The organism is Enterobacter sp. N5-15 (genome assembly GCF_057221635.1).
The window spans coordinates 820,327-839,516 of sequence record NZ_CM170150.1; the positions used below are offsets into that span (position 1 = coordinate 820,327).

Genomic DNA, 19,190 nt, shown 5'->3' on the forward strand with positions numbered 1-19,190 from the left:
CTTTGCAGAGGAAAACACTATGGATTACGAATTTCTGCGCGACATCACCGGAGTGGTGAAAGTGCGTATGTCGATGGGCCACGAAGCCGTTGGACACTGGTTTAACGAAGAGGTGAAAGAAAATCTCGCACTTCTTGATGAGGTTGAACAGGCGGCAAATACGGTGAAAGGCAGTGAACGCTCCTGGCAGCGCGCCGGGCATGAATACACCCTGTGGATGGACGGTGAAGAGGTGATGGTGCGTGCCAACCAGCTCGAGTTTTCAGGCGATGAGATGGAAGAGGGGATGAGCTACTACGACGAAGAGAGCCTGTCGATGTGCGGCGTTGAGGATTTCCTTCAGGTGGTAAATGCCTACCGCGACTTCATGAAACAGAAATAACAGACCGGAGCATCCCTGCTCCGGTTTACTTTTACACGGCCGGAATATTGCGGCCGTAGTAGATCTCGCGCATCTCTTTCCAGAGCAGGTCAGTAATCGCCTTACGCTCTTCTTCGCTCAAATCTTCCGGCTTCGTGTGGAACATATAGTGCTTAAGGTCGAATTCCTTCAGTAACATCTTGGTATGGAAGATGTTTTCCTGGTACACGTTCACGTCCATCATGTCGTACAGCGATTTCATGTCGTCGGACATAAAGTTCTGAATAGAATTAATCTCGTGGTCGATGAAGTGCTTCATTCCGTTGATATCACGGGTAAAACCGCGCACGCGATAGTCAATGGTGACGATGTCCGATTCCAGCTGGTGAATTAAATAGTTCAGCGCGTTCAGCGGGGAAATCACGCCGCAGGTCGACACTTCGATATCGGCGCGGAACGTACACAGCCCACCTTCCGGGTGACTCTCCGGGTAGGTATGTACGCAGATATGGCTTTTATCAAGGTGGGCTACAACCACTTCCGGCAGCGGGCCCGGATGTTCCGTTTTGTCGATAAGCTTAGGGTCGACCGGCTCTTCGCTGACCAGTATGGTCACGCTGGCGCCCTGGGGCTCATAATCCTGTCGGGCGATGTTCAGGATGTTTGCGCCGATAATGGAACAGGTTTCTGACAGGATCTCGGTCAGACGGTTGGCGTTGTAGAGTTCATCGATATAGGCGATGTAACCATCGCGTTCTTCCGCTGTTTTGGCATAGCAGATATCGTAAATACAAAAACTCAGGCTTTTCGTCAGGTTGTTAAAGCCATGCAGTTTAAGCTTTTTCAATTAGCTCACCCCCTTAGTGGATAATGCGTCCTGCAGGTACTGCGGCAGGGCAAACGCTGCGGTGTGAATTGCCGGATTGTAGTATCGGCACTGAAGACCGGCCTGATGGAAGCGGGCCTGAATAATTTCGGTGGAGAGATGGCGTAATACGTCGTTATCCGTCGCCCAGGCAAAGGTCATGATCCCGCCGTAGTACGTCGGAATGGCCGCCTGATAGAAGCTGACATCATCGAAATAGGTGCTGAGCTTACGATGGCTGTCGAGCGCTTCATCCTGCTGCAGGAAGCAGACGCCATTTTGTGCGACGAAGATCCCGCCCGGGTTCAGGCAGCGCTTGCAGCCTTCGTAGAAGGAGGATGTAAACAGCGACGCGCCGGGGCCGATAGGGTCGGTGCAGTCGGAGATAATAACGTCAAAGGTCTGCGAGGTCTGGTTAACAAAGTTAACGCCGTCGTCAATCACCAGGCTAAAGCGCGGATCGTCATAGCTACCGGCATTGTGGTTGGGCAGATACTGACGGCAGAAAGAGACGACGCCCGCATCGATTTCCACCATGGTGATGGTTTCAATGGAACGATGGCGGGATACTTCACGCAGCATTGCGCCGTCGCCGCCGCCGATAATCAGGACATGCTTCGCGTGGCCGTGCGCCAGCAGCGGGACGTGGGTCATCATCTCATGATAGATAAACTCATCTCGCTCGGTCGTTTGCACGACGCCGTCCAGCGCCATGACGCGGCCAAAGGCGGCATTCTCGAAGATGATCAGATCCTGGTGATCGGTTTTCTCATGATAGAGCACGTTATCAACGGCAAAGTACTGACCAAACTGGTCATGCAGTGTTTCATGCCACAACGTGTGGTCGGCCATAGCGAACTCCTCCTGTGTAAACATCCATTACGCTCACCAAAAATGAGCGAAACATGATAGCTAACTCTAACCGTGGTTGCACGGCCAGAGGTTCAACAGGGGGCGTCGGGAAGGTTATTTCACGTAGGCGAGCAGGCTGAGTGAATCACGAGCCAGCGCTTTGCATTTTTTGGCAGTGGGAATACCAATACCGCTTAGGTCACGGTAGCTGTCTTCGCCGAGCGCCTTCATGTCGAAGCTGTCGTAGTTACTGAGATCCCACTGGTTTTGCTGGGCAAAAAAGACCAGCGCGCGGCGAATTTGCCCGTTGGGTAAATTCTGGTAGCCACAATCATTTTTCAGGAATACAAAAACCGCCGTTAAATCGGCCATATCTTCCGCTTCATTTTCACTTAGCGCATAGCTGTTCGCACACATTGCCATCAGGCTACCGAACAAAATTGTCCTGAAAAACATCTTCATTGCTTCTACCACTTCTTCACGGAAAATTAACGTTAGCATACTTGATGCCGGTGCGACGATCTTTATTATTGCCGCTTGACTTGACCTTCCGGTAAGGGGAGGGTTTATGCTCAAAAGATCGCCTGCTGGAAATAAGGAAATGAACATGCAACGTCGTGATTTTTTAAAATATTCCGCTGTGCTGGGGGCTGCCAGCGCATTACCTCTCTGGAGCCGCGCGGTTTTCGCGGCTGACAGGCCTGCCTTACCCATCCCTGACTTACTGACCGCTGACGCGCGAAGCCGTATCCAGCTTGTGGTTCAGGCCGGTAAAACGACGTTCGGCGAGCATAGCGCCACGACGTGGGGCTATAACGGCAATTTGCTCGGTCCGGCGCTTCAGCTACGTAAAGGGAAAGCGGTGACGGTGGATATTCACAACACCCTCGCCGAAGAGACGACGCTGCACTGGCACGGGCTGGAAGTGCCGGGCGAGGTAGACGGCGGGCCGCAGGGCGTCATCAAAGCGGGCGGCACGCGCAGCGTCACCTTTACGCCTGACCAGCGCGCGGCGACCTGCTGGTTCCACCCGCATCAGCATGGCAAGACGGGTCGTCAGGTAGCGATGGGGCTGGCGGGGCTGGTGCTGATTGAAGACGACGAAAGCCGCCTGCTGCGCCTGCCGAAACAGTGGGGCATCGACGACGTACCGGTGATTGTGCAGGACAAGAAATTCAACGCTGACGGGCAAATTGACTACCAGCTGGACGTGATGAGCGCGGCGGTAGGCTGGTTTGGCGACACGCTGCTGACCAACGGCGCCATTTACCCGCAGCATGCCGCGCCGAAAGGCTGGCTGCGCCTGCGCCTGCTCAACGGCTGTAACGCTCGCTCGCTAAATTTCGCCGCTAGCGATAAACGCCCGCTGTACGTGGTGGCGAGTGACGGCGGCCTGCTGCTGGAGCCGGTGAAAGTGAGCGAGCTGCCGATGCTCATGGGTGAACGCTTTGAGGTGCTGGTGGACATCAGCGACGGCAAGCCGTTTGACCTCGTAACCCTGCCGGTTAGTCAGATGGGGATGGCGGTCGCACCGTTTGATAAGCCGCATCCGGTGCTGCGTATTCAGCCATTGCTGGTGGCCGCTTCCGGCACGCTGCCTGATACGTTAACCACGCTGCCAGCACTCCCGTCGCTTGACGGGCTTACGCAGCGCAAGCTGCAGCTCTCCATGAACCCGATGCTCGACATGATGGGCATGCAGGCGCTGATGGCGAAATATGGCGATAAGGCGATGGCGGGGATGCACCACGGGCAGATGATGGGCCACATGAATATGGACCACGGCAAAATGGGCGGCATGGGGAACATGAATCACGGCGACCACGGCTTTGATTTCCACAACGCCAATATGATCAACGGCAAAGCGTTCGATATGAATACGCCGATGTTTGCTGCGACAAAGGGTCAGTTTGAGCGCTGGGTGATTTCAGGCGAAGGGGACATGATGCTGCATCCGTTCCACATCCACGGCACCCAGTTCCGCATTCTTTCAGAGAACGGCAAAGCGCCGGATGCGCATCGCGCGGGCTGGAAAGATACGGTGAGAGTGGAAGGCGGCGTCAGCGAGGTGCTGGTGAAGTTTGACCACGATGCGCCGAAGGAGTTTGCCTATATGGCGCACTGCCACCTGCTGGAGCATGAGGATACGGGGATGATGCTCGGCTTTACCGTATAAAAAAGCCGGGTGGCGGCTTCGCCTTACCCGGCCTACATAGGGCACCCGTAGGCCCGGTAAGCGTAGCGCCACCGGGCTTTTCAGTTACTTGTTTTCGTCCGGCAGTGCATACGCGACGATATAGTCGCCCATCTTCGTGCCAAACGAACCGTGACCCCCGGCAGAGATGACAACGTACTGCTTGCCATTCACTTCATAGGTCATCGGCGTAGCCTGTCCACCTGCCGGCAGACGACCTTGCCACAGTTTTTCACCGTTGGTCATGTTGTACGCGCGCAGGTAGTTATCTGCGGTTGCCGCGATGAACAGTACGTTACCGGCGGTAGAAATTGGGCCACCCAGCATCGGCATACCCATATTGAACGGCACCGGAACCGGCATCGGGAACGGCATGCTGTCCTGTGGTGTACCAATACGTTTTTTCCACACGATCTGGTTAGTTTTCAGATCCAGACCGGAGATATAACCCCAGGCAGGCTGTTTACACGGCAGACCAAACGGAGACAGGAACGGGTTCAGCGTTACGCCAAACGGTACGCCGTACTGCGGCTGGATGCCGGCTTCGGTCCCGCTGCCTTTCGCGTCTTTCGGCTGCTCCATTGGGTTGCCCGGACCGCGTGGGATCAGACGTGAAACGAACGGCAGCGCCATCGGGTTGGCAATCGCCACCTGACGGTTCGGGTCGACGGAGATCCCGCCCCACTCGAACATCCCCAGGTTACCCGGGAAGACCAGCGTGCCCTGCTCAGACGGAGGCGTGAAAATGCCTTCGTAGCGCAGCTGGTGGAACATCACGCGGCACACCAGCTGGTCAAACATGGTGGCACCCCACATGTCTGCACCGCTGAGGTCTTTCTTCGGACGGAAGCTCAGGTCAGAGAACGGCTGGGTTTTGCTGACGTAGTCGCCTTTCGCCGCGCCCTGCGGAACCGGTTTTTCCGGTGCAGGCACAACCAGCTTACCGTTGCTGCGATCCAGGACGAAGATGTTACCCGTCTTGGCCGGAGCGTAAATCACCGGCACGGTTTTGCCGTCAACGGTAATGTCCGCCAGCGTCGGCTGGGACGGCATATCCATATCCCACAGATCGTGGTGAACGGTCTGGTAGCTCCACGCCAGCTTACCGGTGGTCGCGTTCAGCGCCACGATAGCGCTCGCGTAACGCTCCTGCTCCGGCGTGCGGTTACCGCCCCAGATATCTGGCGTGGTTACACCCATTGGCAGGTAGACCAGGTCCAGCTTCGCGTCATACGCCGCCGGCGCCCAGGAGTTTGGCGAGTTAAAGGTAAAGGTGTGCTCGTCCGACGGGATCGCGTTTGGATCTTTCGCGCCCGGGTCGAACGCCCACAGCAGTTTACCGGTGTTCACGTCGAAACCACGGATAACGCCGGAGGTTTCACGCGTGGAGAAGTTGTCCGTTACCGAACCGGCAATCACGATAGTTTTATCGGTAATGATTGGCGGTGAGGTGGGCTCATACAGACCCGGCGTGGTGTCAGGCATGTTGGTCTGCAGGTTCAGGATACCTTTGTTGGCAAAGGTTTCGCACAGCTTGCCCGTTTCGGCATTGATGGCGAACAGACGGCCATCGTTCACCGGCAGCATAATGCGGCGAGGACAGTCAGCAATGACCTCCGGGCTGGCATTATCGGCACGCGCTTCGTGGTAAGAGACGCCGCGACAGGTGACGTGCTGGAAGGACGGGTTGGAGTTCAGCTGCGGATCGAAGTGCCATTTCTCTTTACCGGTGGCCGCGTCGAGCGCGAACAGACGCTGGTGCGCCGTACACAGATAAAGCATGTTGCCAACCTTAATTGGCGTCACTTCGTTGGTCAGCTCGCCCGGATCGTTCGGCATCTTCACATCGCCGGTGCGGAATACCCAGGCTTCTTTCAGGTTCTTCACGTTGTCCGCGTTGATCTGCTTCAGCGGAGAGTAGCGTTGACCTTCCTGGTTACGACCATACGCAGGCCAGTCGCCGTCCGCCACCTGAGAGATAGCCGCAGCAGGCGTGGATTCCGCGTTCAGCGTACCGTTGATCTCCTGTGGGTCGTTAAAACCTGCCCATGTCAGGATGCCGCCGGTAATCAGCAGGGCAACAACCAGGCCCGCCACCGCACCGCTAGAAGGCACAATCAGGCGACGCCACACGAACGGCAGGATCAGCCAGATGCCGAAGAAGACCAGGATGTCGCTGCGCGGCGTCAGCGCCCAGAAGTCGAACCCGACTTCCCAGACGCCCCAGATCATGGTGGCAAGAAGGAGGGCGGCATACAGCCACAGTGCAGATTGTTTTCTACGCAACAGCAGGACGGTTACGGCAACCATAACCAGACCCGCAATCGGGTAGTACCAGGAGCCGCCTAAAGCGACCAGCCAGACGCCACCGATTAACAGATACAGCGCGCAGAAGGCTGCGAACGCGGCTGTTAATGTCACCAGTAGACGCGGCTGTTTAGAGTTTGTTTCAGCCATAGAAAGTGTACTCGTCAGTTTTTGTTAATAATTTGCTAGCAACTAATTATAGGTATTAACAAGTGTGATCGGAATCACAATATTTGCTTTTTATAACTCATACGCCAGGGTTATCCATTTGCTGATATAATGGCGGGCTTGCGTATCGATGCCGGATTTACATTCACCTGCATTGAGAGATTTTCATTAAAATCATTTGGTTAGTAATATGAAACATACTGTTGAAGTGATGATCCCGGAAGCCGAGATCAAAGCGCGTATCGCCGAACTGGGTCGTCAAATCACCGAACAATACAAGGACAGCGGCAGCGAAATGGTGCTGGTCGGTCTGTTGCGCGGCTCTTTCATGTTCATGGCAGACCTGTGCCGTGAAGTGCATGTGCCCCATGAGGTCGATTTTATGACCGCCTCCAGCTACGGCAGCGGCATGTCCACCACCCGTGATGTGAAAATCCTGAAAGATCTGGATGAAGATATTCGTGGCAAAGATGTGTTGATCGTTGAGGACATTATTGACTCCGGCAACACGCTGTCAAAAGTACGCGAGATCCTGAGCCTGCGTGAGCCAAAATCTCTGGCGATTTGTACGCTGCTGGATAAACCTGACCGCCGTGAAGTGCAGGTGCCGGTAGAGTTCGTGGGCTTCTCGATTCCGGACGAATTCGTCGTCGGTTACGGCATTGACTACGCGCAGCGTTATCGTCATCTGCCGTATGTTGGGAAAGTGGTATTGCTGGACGAGTAGTTGCGGCCTGATGCCCTCACCCCGGCCCTCTCCCACAGGGAGAGGGAGTAAACCCCGGCTTTATTTATGGTTCACATGCTTAAGCTGAAGGTTTGCAATCCCCGAACGGTAGCGCTGCTCCAGCGTTTCGCGGTTGGTGGCGGTCACTTCAAGATTGCGCAGCAGACCATCGTGAATACCGTAAGCCCAGCCGTGGATAGAGACCTTCTGCCCGCGTTTCCACGCTGATTGCATGATTGTTGAGTGGCCCAGGTTATACACCTGCTCCATCACGTTGAGTTCGCAAAGGGTATCCATGCGACGCTCCTGCGGCATTTCGCCCAGCAGTGAGCTATGTTTGAACCAGATATCGCGGATGTGCAGCAGCCAGTTATCAATGAGCCCCAGCTCCGTGTTTTCAACCGCCGCCTGCACGCCGCCGCAGCCATAATGGCCGCAAATGATGATGTGCTCGACTTGCAGAACGTCCACGGCATACTGAACAACAGAAAGACAGTTGAGATCGGTGTGAATCACGAGATTGGCGACGTTACGGTGAACAAACAGTTCGCCGGGTTCAAGGCCGGTCAGGCGCTCCGCCGGTACGCGGCTGTCGGAACATCCAATCCAGAGAAAGCGTGGGTTCTGAGCCTGCGCGAGTTTTCCAAAAAATCCGGGGTCTTCCTCCACCAGCATTTTTGACCATAGTGCATTGTTGCTGATGAGTGTATCTATGTTGTTCATGGAGGTTAGCGACCTGTAACCGAGTTATTGCGTTGCGCTACTATAGGGTAACCCGACTTTTAATGAAACCACACAACGTGTGTAAGAACTGAAGGTAAGTTAATTTCATGGCAATTGCACTGGAGCTTGAGCAGCTAAAAAAAACCTATTCGGGTGGCGTTCAGGCGCTACGCGGAATAGATCTTAAAGTAGAGGCCGGCGATTTTTACGCGCTTCTGGGGCCGAACGGGGCGGGGAAATCGACCACCATTGGGATTATCAGCTCGCTGGTCAATAAAACGTCCGGCCGGGTGAGCGTCTTTGGGTACGACCTGCAAAAAGATGTGGTGAACGCCAAGCGCCAGCTGGGGCTGGTTCCGCAGGAGTTCAACTTCAACCCGTTCGAGACGGTGCAGCAAATTGTCGTTAACCAGGCGGGGTATTACGGCGTTGAGCGCAAAGAAGCCCTGGAGCGTAGCGAAAAATACCTCAAGCAGCTCGACCTGTGGGAAAAGCGAAACGAACGTGCGCGCATGTTGTCCGGCGGGATGAAGCGCCGCCTGATGATCGCCCGCGCGCTGATGCACGAGCCAAAGCTGCTGATCCTCGATGAACCGACTGCGGGTGTCGATATCGAACTTCGCCGTTCCATGTGGGGCTTCCTGAAGGATCTCAACGACAAAGGCACCACCATTATTCTGACCACCCACTACCTTGAAGAGGCTGAAATGCTGTGCCGCAACATCGGCATCATTCAGCACGGTGAGCTGGTGGAAAACACCTCGATGAAGAATCTGCTCTCCAAGCTGAAATCCGAAACCTTCATTCTCGATCTGGCGGCGAAAAGCGCGCTGCCAAAACTTGAAGGTTACAACTATCGTCTGGTGGATACCTCGACGCTGGAAGTGGAAGTACTGCGCGAGCAGGGTATTAACAGCGTGTTCTCGCAGCTGAGCGCGCAGGGGATTCAGGTCTTAAGTATGCGTAACAAAGCGAACCGACTGGAAGAGCTGTTTGTCTCTCTGGTACATGACAAACAAGGAGACAAGGCATGACGCATCTTTACTGGGTCGCGCTGAAAAGTATCTGGGCGAAAGAGATCAACCGCTTTATGCGTATCTGGGTGCAAACCCTGGTGCCGCCGGTCATCACGATGACGCTCTATTTCATTATCTTCGGTAACCTGATTGGTTCCCGGATTGGTGAGATGCACGGCTTTACCTATATGCAGTTTATCGTGCCGGGCCTGATTATGATGGCGGTGATCACCAACGCCTATGCCAACGTGGCGTCGTCATTCTTCAGCGCCAAGTTCCAGCGCAATATTGAAGAGCTGCTGGTGGCCCCGGTGCCGACGCACGTCATTATCGCGGGATATGTCGGCGGCGGCGTGGCGCGCGGGCTCTGCGTGGGGATCCTGGTCACGGCGATTTCGCTGTTCTTCGTGCCGTTCCAGGTCCACTCGTGGCTGTTTGTCGCGCTGACGCTGCTTCTGACGGCGATCCTGTTCTCGCTGGCCGGTCTGCTGAACGCCGTGTTCGCCAAAACGTTTGACGACATCAGCCTGATCCCAACCTTCGTGCTGACGCCGCTGACCTATCTCGGCGGGGTGTTCTACTCCCTGACGCTGCTGCCACCGTTCTGGCAGGCGCTGTCGCACCTGAACCCGATTGTCTACATGATCAGCGGCTTCCGCTTTGGCTTCCTCGGCATCACTGACGTGCCGCTGTTTACCACGGTGGCGGTGCTGGTGGTGTTTATCATCGCCTTCTACCTGCTGTGCTGGTATCTGATCCAGCGCGGACGCGGTCTGCGCAGCTAATCTTCTGCCCGGCGACGTTCTGTTTGCCGGGCACTTTCTTTGACAGTTATCACCGAAAGCTAACCTTCACTCCGCTAAACTACTTGCCTGCTAAGGAGAGAGTTATGCTGGGATGGGTTATCACCTGCCACGATGAACAGGCGCAGGAAATGCTGGATAAGCTTGAAGCCAAATTTGGCCCGCTGGCGCAGTGCCGGGCGGTAAACTACTGGCGCGGGCTGAGCACCAACATGCTGAGCCGCATGATGTGCGATGCCCTGCATGAAACGGACACCGGCGATGGCGTGATTTTTTTGACCGATAAATCGGGCGCGGCACCTTACCGCGCAGCCGCGTTGCTGAGCCATAAGCATGCGTGCTGTGAAGTCATCTCGGGGATCAACTTCGCCCTGCTGGCGTTAATGTATCCACAGCGTGAATCATTAAGCAGCGCTGAGTTTCGCCATGCCATCGTGGCGCAGGGCGTTCCGGGCGTCAGCAGCTTGTGGCATCAGCAGCAAAAAAATCCTCCCTTCGTCCTGCTCCATGACCTGTATAAGAATTAAACGTTGGTATTGATGTCTCATTTGTTACAATAGCGGCAGTTTCCCGCACCGATTAAGACACCATGGTACCGCGTATTCTTTTCCTGCTATTGATGCTCATTTCCGGCGTCAGCTCAGCCAGTTTACTCAGCCAGCAAACGCTGCCTGCCCAGTATATGCAAACCACCGAAGACGCGGCGATCTGGGCGCAGGTGGGGAACAGCGTTATCAACGTGGGTAACGTGCGCGCCGGGCAGATCCTGGCCGTTGTGCCCGCGGCGGCGGACTACTACGAATTTCGCTTCGGTTTTGGTACGGGGTTTATCGACAAGGGGCACCTGGAGCCGGTTCAGGGGAAACAGCGCGTCGAGGACAGCCTCGGGGATCTCAATAAACCCCTGAGCAACCAGAACCTGATTACCTGGAAAGACACGCCGGTGTATAACGCGCCTTCCAGCGGCAGCGCACCGTTCGGCACGTTAAGCGCCAATCTGCGCTATCCGATACTGAGCAAACTGAAAGACCGTCTGAATCAGACCTGGTTCCAGATCCGCATCGGCAACCGTCTGGCGTGGATCAGCAGCCTGGATGCGCAGGAAGATAACGGACTTCCGATTCTGACCTACCATCATATTCTGCGTGATGAAGAGAACACGCGCTTTCGACATACGTCCACGACGACCAGCGTGCGCGCGTTCAACAACCAGATGGCCTGGTTACGCGATCAGGGCTATACCACCCTGACGATGTACCAGCTGGAAGGGTACGTGCGAAACAAAATGAACCTGCCTGCAAAATCTGTGGTGATTACCTTTGACGACGGCCTGAAATCGGTCAGCCGCTATGCCTATCCTGTGCTGAAAGAGTACGGCTTCAAGGCCACGGCGTTTATTATCTCTTCCCGCATAAAAGGCCATCCGCAGAAGTGGGACCCGAAATCACTGCAGTTTATGAGCGTGCAGGAGATTAAGGGCATTCAGGACGTGTTCGATATTCAGTCCCACACCCATTTCCTGCATCGCGTGGATGGATACAAACACCCGATCTTACTGAGCCGCAGCTATCACGTGATCCTGTTTGATTTTGAACGCTCGCGACGCGCGCTGGCGCAGTTTAATCCTCGCGTGCTCTATCTTTCCTATCCGTTTGGCGGCTACGACAATAAAGCGATAAAGGCGGCGAATGACGCCGGTTTCCATCTGGCGGTGACGACGGTGAAGGGGAAGGTGAAGCCGGGGGATAATCCGTTCTTATTGAAGCGCCTGTATATTCTAAGAACGGATTCGCTGGAGACCATGTCGCGGCTGATCAGCAATCAGCCGCAGGGGTAAGTTAGTAGTAGTTCATCGTAAAGGTGGCCTGACCCTTAAAATTGCCCGCTTTAACCGTTTCTCCATTTTTTACGAGCTGGGCATCAAACGACAGCGCGCCGATACCCGCGCCTGCACTCGTGTCGATATCGTACATCGTGTACGCTAAAGCGTTAGGTTTGATTTGTTGACCCCGCAGTGTTGCCATGAGCTTGACGCCGACGCCCTGCGCGGCTCCCGAGCCCGTGAGCGTATTGGCTAACAGGCTGCTGTCTGAGCCGGTAACTTTTTGCGCGTTCATTTTAAAATTAACGGCAAACACGTTATCACACCCGAGCAGCTGCACTGCAAACGACGTGCTTCGCGGCGAGGCGTTAAAATCAGATATCATATATTCGCCAAGATCAACGTTGCTTCCTCCCGAACTCAACTGAGCCGTCTGGCAGGTTGTCGTAATAATAGGAATTCTGAAGCTGGATGGCGTAATGGTAAATGTCCAGGGTTTATTGTCACTGTCGCTTGGATCGCCGATACCCATTTGACCGAGTGTAAAACTTCCTGAAGGCGTAAGGTACGTCAAACCGCTGGTATTGCCTGCGAAATCAAAGTCGAATTGATAGATTTCGATATGGGCTTTCCAGCGCTTGCCTGCCCACCGTTCGCCACCTCCCGCATCGATAGTGGTCCATTCTGACTGGGTTGTCTCAAAATACCCACCCCCGGCATCAGAGTAAATTTTTACCGAAAATCCAATGCCGGGAATATTGGTGTTATATGTCGCGGTATAATCAGAGATGCCAATATTACGGTAAACACCAGCGTAATTTATTTTTGCTATCAGCTGTTCACCGTCATTCCCTGAGTCGCAATCAGATTCCAGCCAGGGATCCAAATCCATCTCTGCGGTTGCAAGCAAATGCGATGTGGTATTATTTTTAGGTCCATCAGAACGCGCCCAGCGGATGCTGTTGGAATATGATGACATGACCAAATTCGACGTTCCGCCTTCCGTACCACGGATGCCCATATGGCATTCGGTTGCATAGCTGAACGGTGTTAACACCAGGAGTATAAAGGCGCTAAATAGCGTATATTTCATATTCTTCAGATAATTCCATTTTATCATTAGAGTATCCTTGATTAGGTGACTGTTATTCATACGTCGCGTTAACCAGCACCTGGCTGGTTATTTTCCCAACGGAGACGGCACCCGTATTTTGTAAGCGAGCATAGAATTCATATTCCCCGGCCAATTGCGTTTGAGGTTCAACGGCGACGCTGGAACTGCCATCAGAATTCAGTACGTTAGTATTCAGTGCCGATGAAAATATGACGATGCCAGTGTTGGCTGCACCACCTGCCGTCGCCGCTGTTTCGTTGATAAAGACCTGATGCGTACCGCTCGGCCACTGTTTTGACTGTGGCTGGAAGCTGAAATTAAGGCGATTGATATTGGCGCCAGGACAGCTGTCCACTTTGACGTTGAAAACCGTGCCTGTGGCGGCGTCCGTTGGCTGAAGACGTGAGCTCCCGTCACTGTTGTAGAACCAACTCTTACTGACCGTCGGCAGATGCACTTTGCCGTTATCAGAAAGGGAAATCTGGCAGGTATTTTCAATAATCCTGGCATTCAGGGTGACATCCATACCTGTCTCTATTGACAGGCATGGGGCAGTCCAGAGCCAGCTTATCAACCCGGTCAGAAGCGCTAATTGACCGTTCGTGCCTGGTAATAATGGTTGCGACATATCTGTTCTGCCCCCGCTTAACATTACTGGTAAGTAACGATAAAGGTTACAGGCGCGCTGACATCGCCAGTGGTGACATCAGCAATCGTTCTGTCTTTTGCGATGACAATACGGGCAGCCATATCAACGGTGGTCGTTGCGCCGCTGATGGCGACCGTTTGAGTGGGTTTGGTAATACAGCTCAGCAATGTTCCTGAGCTGGCTTCACCTTTCCACACTTCAAACCCTGTTGCTCTCCCTGCGGAGAAAGAGTCTCCGTTTGATGAAGGGCCAGAACAGCCGTTGCCCACTCCCGGCGTTGCCTGCAGAGTGGCAGATTTGACCCCTGCGCATCCGCTGAAGGCCACTTTGAACGGCTCACTGCGGCTCTGATTGACGAGGTCAGATTTAAACACATCGCCAAATGCGAGGGTGTCGATAGCCTGCCCGCTGGCGTTTTGAATTTGCGCCGTGCAGGTGCCCGCCTCAATGGTTGAGGTAAAGGTTGCCTGTACGCTGGTTGTCCCTGTAATCGCGCTAGCATTAGCGGACATAAGCCCGGCGGAGATGGCCAACGCAATGAGGGGTAAATTCAAGTTTGTTTTCATTATGCGTATCCTTCCGCTTACTCGTAGACAAAATTAAAGGTGGCAATGGCGCTAAAGCTGCCTGTTGTTGCCTGTCCCGTTTTGGTTTCAACCAGGCGGGCGATTAAAGGCACTTCTTTGCCGCTAATTTCACCTGCAGTCCAGACCAAACGTTTGGCATCTTCTGTTGCGTTGATGGTGAAAGGTGTCGCCGGCGCCGATACGCGAGCAATCGTGACCCCCATATTGGACGCAGGTGAATCCGTTGCTGCGTTTGCGATAGCGGTCAACACGTCAGTTGACTGCGTGCCGGTAATCGTTGTTTTCAACCCGCTCAGGCTGGAAGGGCATTCGGTGATCAGCAGCTTAAACGTCGTGCTGGCGGCATCGTTACCAGCAGCAATATCCGACAGAGAGGTTTTGCCACTGGTGCCAATCGGTATCGTGTTTTTTGAACCATCCCCGGTCCCGCCCTGAATTTTCATGTCGCAGGTGGTTTCACGCAGCGTTGCCGTGAAGGTGACATCAAGGTTTTTCGTTTCCGCCATAGCCTGCGCACTCAATACGAGGGCAAAGAGCGCGCTGATGCGCGTGTGTAATAATGTTTTTCTCATGCAAATTAACTCCCTGTTAAAAGTCATTTCATCTGGCACAACTGGTTAGTGAGCAGGGTTGTCAGGCCCACTTTTTTTGCCAATGCAGTAATACGATAGGTAACGGAACACGAACCGTTGGCGTCATTACCCCAGACCACGCGTAGCGTTCCGCTCTCCTCTACGCCACGAACGTAAGCCTGGCCCGCCTGTCCTACGGAACCGACCGAAATGCCTTTCTCATTAACAACGTCGGCGCCAAGCGGAATGAAGCTGTTGTCAGAGCGGTGGAGATCCAGAAGCAGCGAGCGGCCCTGATCGGTTTCGAAGTCAACGCGCAGAATTGCACCGCTGCGAGGAACGGCAATGGTGCTGGTGTTTTTGACTTCTACGTCGGATTCGAGGTTGGCAATATCAATACCGACGGTGTTCTGTCGGTAAGCCGACAGATACGGCATGATGGCGTAGCCTGAGCTGCCGATGACGGCGTCACCCACGCTCAAATGCGCGCCTTTGGCACCGGGGGCACTGACGAGAGCCAGCGTGTCGGTATCGCCGATACTGCCAGGTGCCAGCGTAATACCACCGGAATGAAGCAGCATGCCGCCGCTGTAGCTCATCGAGTATTGACGACTGTCGTCGTCAGACGCCGATGCCGACAGGTTCAGAGGGCCGTAAGCGCTGTTATAGCTGCCATATCCGCCAATCTGGTTGATGTTGCTGCTGTCTGCATGGGTGGTGCTGGTGTTCACGCTGTAGCTAAAGCGATAGTCGTCCGTATTTCCGTTGGCACTGGTGTTGAATGCCGTGTTGTGTTTGAAATCGGAGTTGACGCTCATGTTTATGGTGGAGAAACCGGCCGGGCGTTTCTTATAACCCAGGAGATTTTCCAGGGGGATGCTCAGGCTGAGGTAGATGCTGTCGTCTTTCTCACCAAATTCATCATAACTGCGTTGTAACGATACGCTGTAGCTACCGAGCCAGAATGAATTGTTGTAGCCCATTGAATATTGAGAGGTTGAGCTGGAGTTATTCCAGTAATCCTGCCAGCTGCCGGTCAGGTAAAGTGAGCCGTAATCTTTACCGTCAGTTGAAAGGGGCTGGCTGACGTTCAGCTGAATCTGATTTTTCATACGCTGGAAGCTGTTATAGACGTCTTCATCCGTATGGTTTGGATTACGTGAGGTATCCCGGTACTTTACATCCTCTGAAAGCGACGCTGCGTCGCTCAGCGTCAGGTAGTTTTCAGTAGAGAATCGATACGCGGCGACGTTGAAAGAGGTATTCGTCTCTTCAAGGAGCTTGCTCCAGGAAAGCCGGTAACTCTGCCCCGTAAGATTACCCAGACCGTCGATATCGGCATCAGAGTGGGTGACATCAAGCGCAAAGGCGCCAATACCGGTGTTCATGGCAAGACCCAGCAAGCCGGATACGTAGCCTGTATCCATATACTGCAGCCCGGCATACCCGGTGAAGGTATTGCTTAAACCGTAGTAACCGGTCGCATAACCCAGACGCGGTTTGTCGCGCAGACCACTATCATTTAGCTCTCCTGCCCCCACGTCCCAACGGCTATAGCCCGGTCGCAGCATCTGGCTGACGGAAGAGTAGGGCACGGAGAAGGTACGCGTGCTGCCATCAGACTCTTCGACGGTCACGATCAAATCGCTGCCATAGCCAGTGGTGCTGAGGTCGTCGATCTCAAATGCGCCCGGTGGGACGGTGCTTTCGTAAATCTTATTCCCACTCTGGGTGATAGAGACTTTTGCGTTACTCTTCGCCACGCCCCGAATTACGGGGGCATAAGTTGAAATACCGCCCGGCAGCATGCGGTCATCGTTATAGAGGCGAACACCGCGAAGGTTAATTGAGTTAAAGGTATCGCCACGCGTGTACGAATCACCTAACAGCAATTGAGAACGTATGGCGGTGATATCTCTCTGCAGATAAATATCCTGGCTGGAATAGCTCGAACCGTCGTCTTTATCCCAGTTCAGCGTGCCGCGAGACCGCAAACGCCATGGCCCCATATTCAGACCATACTTTAACCCGGCATAGGCGGTGTCCTGCCCACCTGAAGCGCTGTCTGAATGCCAGGCATTGAGGTCATAAGAGAGCATCGCCGCAGTAATACCCTCTTCCCAGAGAGAAGGATCGACGTAACCCCCCGGGCGTCGTTCAATGTATATTTGCGGCACCGCGAGGCTTAATTCCTGCGTTCCAGAATCATATTCCCAGGATGCGCCGTTTAGTGAATGGTTAATATCGATGCAGCTATTTTCGTCGCCCACGTCTTCAGGCTTTATTTGTAAGGCATCTTTTTTAATGCCGATCTGCATTAATATTTTGGAGGTAAAGCAAGGCGTGGCACGAGACGTGCCGTTATCTTTGAACGTAAACTCTGTCAGGATCTTTCTCTGACCATTCAGCAGAATTTGAGTTTTATAAGTACCAGGAACGACAGGGTTCCCTTTAGAAAATCGGCTAACGTCGACCGGTGTCCCCGTATTAAACAGAAACTGATCGTTGAATTCGACCTCTTCACTACCGAAGGTTGGCGCAGCCGTTTTCTCCGCAGCAAACGCTGCAGACTGAAATACGGCACAAAGGGCAAGATATAGAAATGAGTGGCGAAGTAACATTGCTATCACTAATCCGTTAGCGTCTAATAATTAAAGTTGTGTTTGGAGAGATCAATTAACTGAGGATTCGTGAGCCTCTGCGCCACCAAAATCATTGATTGCGGTGTATGTTAATTTTTCGACGCGTGCTGAAACGGCCGTTTTCATATCGAATGACTGGCTGGCAAAAGGCTCAACATAGTGCGGATCAATAGTCACTTTTTTACCATTTACATTCGCTTCTATCTTTGCGACAGAAACAAAGTAAGGAGAGTCGTTGCGGGCGGTGAGCTTATTATTTTGCTGTGACCACTTTAATTGACCCGCGGCAACGGCAGGGTCACCTTTTAATCCATCCGGGCGGAAAAACATTTTGATTCGGGTCCGGAATGCCAGCTGCAGAACGTTTTGCTCGTCTGCGTTTTTACCTTTAGGCGGGACCTCCAGCACATTGAACCAGTACATTGTCTCTTTATCTTGTGGCATGTTCTGGCCTAGCCAGGTAATACGCACCGTTTGGCCTTTAGAGGGATCAACGCGGGAAACAGGTGGCGTGACAATAAACGGAAGTTTCAGCTCTTGTGGGTTCGTGGTATCACGGCCATCATCAAGCCAGGTTTGCACCAGCAAAGGTTTATTACCGCGGTTTTCCATATTCACGGTGACATCTTTTGCTGATTGCGGGTAGATCACGCGAGTGCCAGAAATAACGATATCGGCTAATGCGGATTGGGTAAAAGTAAACCCAACGCTCATTAAAATGGCGGTGGTACTGATTTTAAAAAGGCGCATATTATTCATCCATTAAACAAAAATGCGCCCACCTCATCCGTGAGCGCATGAATTTAATCAGCCGATTATTCGTAGCTCATGGTGAAGGTGACGTTGCTGCTGACTTTACCAGAGGCAATGTCATTGGTGCCTTTCACCCAGTCGGCGCTTGGAACGTAAGCAACACGGTACGCCAGGGTACCTTCGCCTGACGTAAGCGCAGCGACTTGAGTATTGTTATCTGGCTGACCAATCAGAACGCGATCGGAGCTTGCTGCGGTGTTGTTGTACAGCGCCAGACCCACGTTGTCAGCATGGCCCGTTACGGTTGGGTCCGCTTTCAGGGTGCCGTTTGACAGATCAGCGAACTGCTGCGAAGAGAAGCTTGCAGAGGCTTTAGTCAGGGCGGCTGGACACTTGCTCAGGTGCAATTCGAACTCTTTAGAACCTACGCCTTTATCAACGGTCGTTCCTTCTACATCTGACTTTTTAACTACTGGCAGAGTAACGGTAACGTTGTTTGCTTCCACGCCGTTGTTAGTGGTGATAACGCAGGTGGTATCTGTTACCGCGCCATCAAAGGTGATCAGGCCAACATCCGCCGCCATTGCTGATACAGAACCCATTGCCATTACGGCTACAGTCGTAGCCAGAATTGTTTTCTTAAACATCGTTAATCCATTTTGTATATAAAAGAAGTCATTAATGAAAATAGTGTTTCAATGAAACGAGGTAACTATATTTCCTTTTTATTTTCTGTATAACGACTTGTCTTTAATTGATATTGTAAAAGAAATAATTACCTAAATAAATGATTGTAAAACAATGGGTTATGGCCATTAGTGGCTGGGAGTGAAAAGTCTGTTACTGGACTAAATAATCTCTTCGAGATATACTTATTACACTTCGGAAGAAGCTAATAAATAATATTATTTATTTTAAAAGCTATGGTGAGAGGGTAATAAATACTCTCGGGCGTACGTGTGAGAACGTAAAGGGTAATTGTGAGTTTGGCGTTGTGGGGGGAGTTATTAAAGGAGAAAGGAATAAATAAATAAG

The 19,190-nt window shown here is 53.1% G+C and carries 19 protein-coding genes; 7 read left to right on the forward strand and 12 right to left on the reverse strand.

The features are described from left to right. Window positions 1-19 precede the first annotated feature (19 nt). Window positions 20-382 (forward strand): protein YacL, encoded by a 363-nt coding sequence (gene yacL / locus AC2TE5_RS03830; RefSeq protein ID WP_023310423.1) that lies wholly within the window; start codon window positions 20-22, stop codon window positions 380-382. A 31-nt stretch (window positions 383-413) separates the two neighbouring features. On the opposite strand, the gene speD is transcribed toward yacL, so the two are convergent. The 3 genes from speD to AC2TE5_RS03845 form a co-directional block, all read right to left on the reverse strand. Beyond that, window positions 414-1,208, reverse strand: coding sequence for an adenosylmethionine decarboxylase (gene speD, locus AC2TE5_RS03835; RefSeq protein WP_023334531.1), 795 nt, complete (start codon window positions 1,206-1,208; stop codon window positions 414-416). Then, complete coding sequence (gene speE, locus AC2TE5_RS03840; protein ID WP_023310424.1) at window positions 1,209-2,078, reverse strand: polyamine aminopropyltransferase; 870 nt, start codon at window positions 2,076-2,078, stop codon at window positions 1,209-1,211. Window positions 2,079-2,192: 114 nt separating this feature from the next. Continuing rightward, window positions 2,193-2,540 (reverse strand): YacC family pilotin-like protein, encoded by a 348-nt coding sequence (locus AC2TE5_RS03845; protein ID WP_121425082.1) that lies wholly within the window; start codon window positions 2,538-2,540, stop codon window positions 2,193-2,195. 145 nt (window positions 2,541-2,685) lie between these two features. Between AC2TE5_RS03845 and cueO the strand changes: the two genes are divergently transcribed. Next, window positions 2,686-4,254: a multicopper oxidase CueO gene (gene cueO, locus AC2TE5_RS03850; protein WP_484612684.1), complete on the forward strand. Its 1,569-nt coding sequence runs from the start codon at window positions 2,686-2,688 to the stop codon at window positions 4,252-4,254. 84 nt (window positions 4,255-4,338) lie between these two features. On the opposite strand, the gene AC2TE5_RS03855 is transcribed toward cueO, so the two are convergent. Beyond that, on the reverse strand, window positions 4,339-6,729 hold the full coding sequence (locus AC2TE5_RS03855; protein ID WP_196367366.1) for a glucose/quinate/shikimate family membrane-bound PQQ-dependent dehydrogenase: 2,391 nt from the start codon (window positions 6,727-6,729) through the stop codon (window positions 4,339-4,341). Between the two features lie 208 nt (window positions 6,730-6,937). Between AC2TE5_RS03855 and hpt the strand changes: the two genes are divergently transcribed. Next, complete coding sequence (gene hpt, locus AC2TE5_RS03860) at window positions 6,938-7,474, forward strand: hypoxanthine phosphoribosyltransferase (protein ID WP_032660636.1); 537 nt, start codon at window positions 6,938-6,940, stop codon at window positions 7,472-7,474. Between the two features lie 60 nt (window positions 7,475-7,534). Here hpt and can read toward each other — a convergent pair whose 3' ends face one another. Continuing rightward, window positions 7,535-8,197, reverse strand: coding sequence for a carbonate dehydratase (gene can, locus AC2TE5_RS03865; protein WP_008501947.1), 663 nt, complete (start codon window positions 8,195-8,197; stop codon window positions 7,535-7,537). 107 nt (window positions 8,198-8,304) lie between these two features. Between can and AC2TE5_RS03870 the strand changes: the two genes are divergently transcribed. From AC2TE5_RS03870 to AC2TE5_RS03885, 4 genes are all read left to right on the forward strand, one after another. Beyond that, a complete protein-coding gene (locus AC2TE5_RS03870; protein WP_048974999.1) occupies window positions 8,305-9,231 on the forward strand; it encodes an ABC transporter ATP-binding protein in 927 nt (308 codons plus the stop codon). Then, window positions 9,228-9,998, forward strand: coding sequence for an ABC transporter permease (locus AC2TE5_RS03875; RefSeq protein ID WP_023334536.1), 771 nt, complete (start codon window positions 9,228-9,230; stop codon window positions 9,996-9,998). Before AC2TE5_RS03870 ends, AC2TE5_RS03875 begins: the two co-directional genes overlap by 4 nt. 104 nt (window positions 9,999-10,102) lie before the next feature. Next, window positions 10,103-10,543 carry a PTS sugar transporter subunit IIA gene (locus AC2TE5_RS03880; RefSeq protein ID WP_080328659.1) on the forward strand — a complete coding sequence of 147 codons (441 nt, stop codon included), beginning with the start codon at window positions 10,103-10,105 and terminating at the stop codon, window positions 10,541-10,543. 62 nt (window positions 10,544-10,605) lie between these two features. Then, window positions 10,606-11,853 carry a polysaccharide deacetylase family protein gene (locus AC2TE5_RS03885; RefSeq protein ID WP_484612685.1) on the forward strand — a complete coding sequence of 416 codons (1,248 nt, stop codon included), beginning with the start codon at window positions 10,606-10,608 and terminating at the stop codon, window positions 11,851-11,853. A 1-nt stretch (window position 11,854) separates the two neighbouring features. Here AC2TE5_RS03885 and AC2TE5_RS03890 read toward each other — a convergent pair whose 3' ends face one another. The 7 genes from AC2TE5_RS03890 to AC2TE5_RS03920 form a co-directional block, all read right to left on the reverse strand. Continuing rightward, window positions 11,855-12,958 carry a fimbrial protein gene (locus AC2TE5_RS03890; RefSeq protein ID WP_484612686.1) on the reverse strand — a complete coding sequence of 368 codons (1,104 nt, stop codon included), beginning with the start codon at window positions 12,956-12,958 and terminating at the stop codon, window positions 11,855-11,857. A gap of 25 nt (window positions 12,959-12,983) precedes the next feature. Next, window positions 12,984-13,580 (reverse strand): fimbrial-like protein, encoded by a 597-nt coding sequence (locus AC2TE5_RS03895; RefSeq protein WP_484612687.1) that lies wholly within the window; start codon window positions 13,578-13,580, stop codon window positions 12,984-12,986. 23 nt (window positions 13,581-13,603) lie between these two features. Beyond that, a complete protein-coding gene (locus AC2TE5_RS03900; protein ID WP_484612688.1) occupies window positions 13,604-14,167 on the reverse strand; it encodes a fimbrial protein in 564 nt (187 codons plus the stop codon). 17 nt (window positions 14,168-14,184) lie between these two features. After that, on the reverse strand, window positions 14,185-14,760 hold the full coding sequence (locus tag AC2TE5_RS03905; protein ID WP_213329197.1) for a fimbrial protein: 576 nt from the start codon (window positions 14,758-14,760) through the stop codon (window positions 14,185-14,187). A 23-nt stretch (window positions 14,761-14,783) separates the two neighbouring features. Further along, window positions 14,784-17,381 (reverse strand): outer membrane usher protein, encoded by a 2,598-nt coding sequence (locus AC2TE5_RS03910; RefSeq protein WP_484612689.1) that lies wholly within the window; start codon window positions 17,379-17,381, stop codon window positions 14,784-14,786. Between the two features lie 51 nt (window positions 17,382-17,432). Beyond that, on the reverse strand, window positions 17,433-18,116 hold the full coding sequence (locus AC2TE5_RS03915; RefSeq protein ID WP_484613309.1) for a fimbrial chaperone: 684 nt from the start codon (window positions 18,114-18,116) through the stop codon (window positions 17,433-17,435). 101 nt (window positions 18,117-18,217) lie between these two features. Then, complete coding sequence (locus AC2TE5_RS03920; RefSeq protein ID WP_484612690.1) at window positions 18,218-18,802, reverse strand: fimbrial protein; 585 nt, start codon at window positions 18,800-18,802, stop codon at window positions 18,218-18,220. Between the last annotated feature and the right edge of the window lie 388 nt (window positions 18,803-19,190).

Excerpts from the sequence above, each read along its gene's own strand:
- AC2TE5_RS03915 (WP_484613309.1), bottom strand. The coding sequence starts at position 18,116 with ATGAGCGTTGGGTTTACTTTTACCCAATCCGCATTAGCCGATATCGTT.
- AC2TE5_RS03900 (WP_484612688.1), bottom strand. The coding sequence starts at position 14,167 with ATGAAAACAAACTTGAATTTACCCCTCATTGCGTTGGCCATCTCCGCC.
- AC2TE5_RS03880 (WP_080328659.1), top strand. The coding sequence starts at position 10,103 with ATGCTGGGATGGGTTATCACCTGCCACGATGAACAGGCGCAGGAAATG.
- AC2TE5_RS03910 (WP_484612689.1), bottom strand. The coding sequence starts at position 17,381 with ATGTTACTTCGCCACTCATTTCTATATCTTGCCCTTTGTGCCGTATTT.
- AC2TE5_RS03870 (WP_048974999.1), top strand. The coding sequence starts at position 8,305 with ATGGCAATTGCACTGGAGCTTGAGCAGCTAAAAAAAACCTATTCGGGT.
- AC2TE5_RS03905 (WP_213329197.1), bottom strand. The coding sequence starts at position 14,760 with ATGAGAAAAACATTATTACACACGCGCATCAGCGCGCTCTTTGCCCTC.
- AC2TE5_RS03875 (WP_023334536.1), top strand. The coding sequence starts at position 9,228 with ATGACGCATCTTTACTGGGTCGCGCTGAAAAGTATCTGGGCGAAAGAG.
- AC2TE5_RS03855 (WP_196367366.1), bottom strand. The coding sequence starts at position 6,729 with ATGGCTGAAACAAACTCTAAACAGCCGCGTCTACTGGTGACATTAACA.
- hpt (WP_032660636.1), top strand. The coding sequence starts at position 6,938 with ATGAAACATACTGTTGAAGTGATGATCCCGGAAGCCGAGATCAAAGCG.
- AC2TE5_RS03890 (WP_484612686.1), bottom strand. The coding sequence starts at position 12,958 with ATGATAAAATGGAATTATCTGAAGAATATGAAATATACGCTATTTAGC.
- AC2TE5_RS03885 (WP_484612685.1), top strand. The coding sequence starts at position 10,606 with ATGGTACCGCGTATTCTTTTCCTGCTATTGATGCTCATTTCCGGCGTC.
- AC2TE5_RS03895 (WP_484612687.1), bottom strand. The coding sequence starts at position 13,580 with ATGTCGCAACCATTATTACCAGGCACGAACGGTCAATTAGCGCTTCTG.
- yacL (WP_023310423.1), top strand. The coding sequence starts at position 20 with ATGGATTACGAATTTCTGCGCGACATCACCGGAGTGGTGAAAGTGCGT.
- speE (WP_023310424.1), bottom strand. The coding sequence starts at position 2,078 with ATGGCCGACCACACGTTGTGGCATGAAACACTGCATGACCAGTTTGGT.
- AC2TE5_RS03920 (WP_484612690.1), bottom strand. The coding sequence starts at position 18,802 with ATGTTTAAGAAAACAATTCTGGCTACGACTGTAGCCGTAATGGCAATG.
- can (WP_008501947.1), bottom strand. The coding sequence starts at position 8,197 with ATGAACAACATAGATACACTCATCAGCAACAATGCACTATGGTCAAAA.
- cueO (WP_484612684.1), top strand. The coding sequence starts at position 2,686 with ATGCAACGTCGTGATTTTTTAAAATATTCCGCTGTGCTGGGGGCTGCC.
- AC2TE5_RS03845 (WP_121425082.1), bottom strand. The coding sequence starts at position 2,540 with ATGAAGATGTTTTTCAGGACAATTTTGTTCGGTAGCCTGATGGCAATG.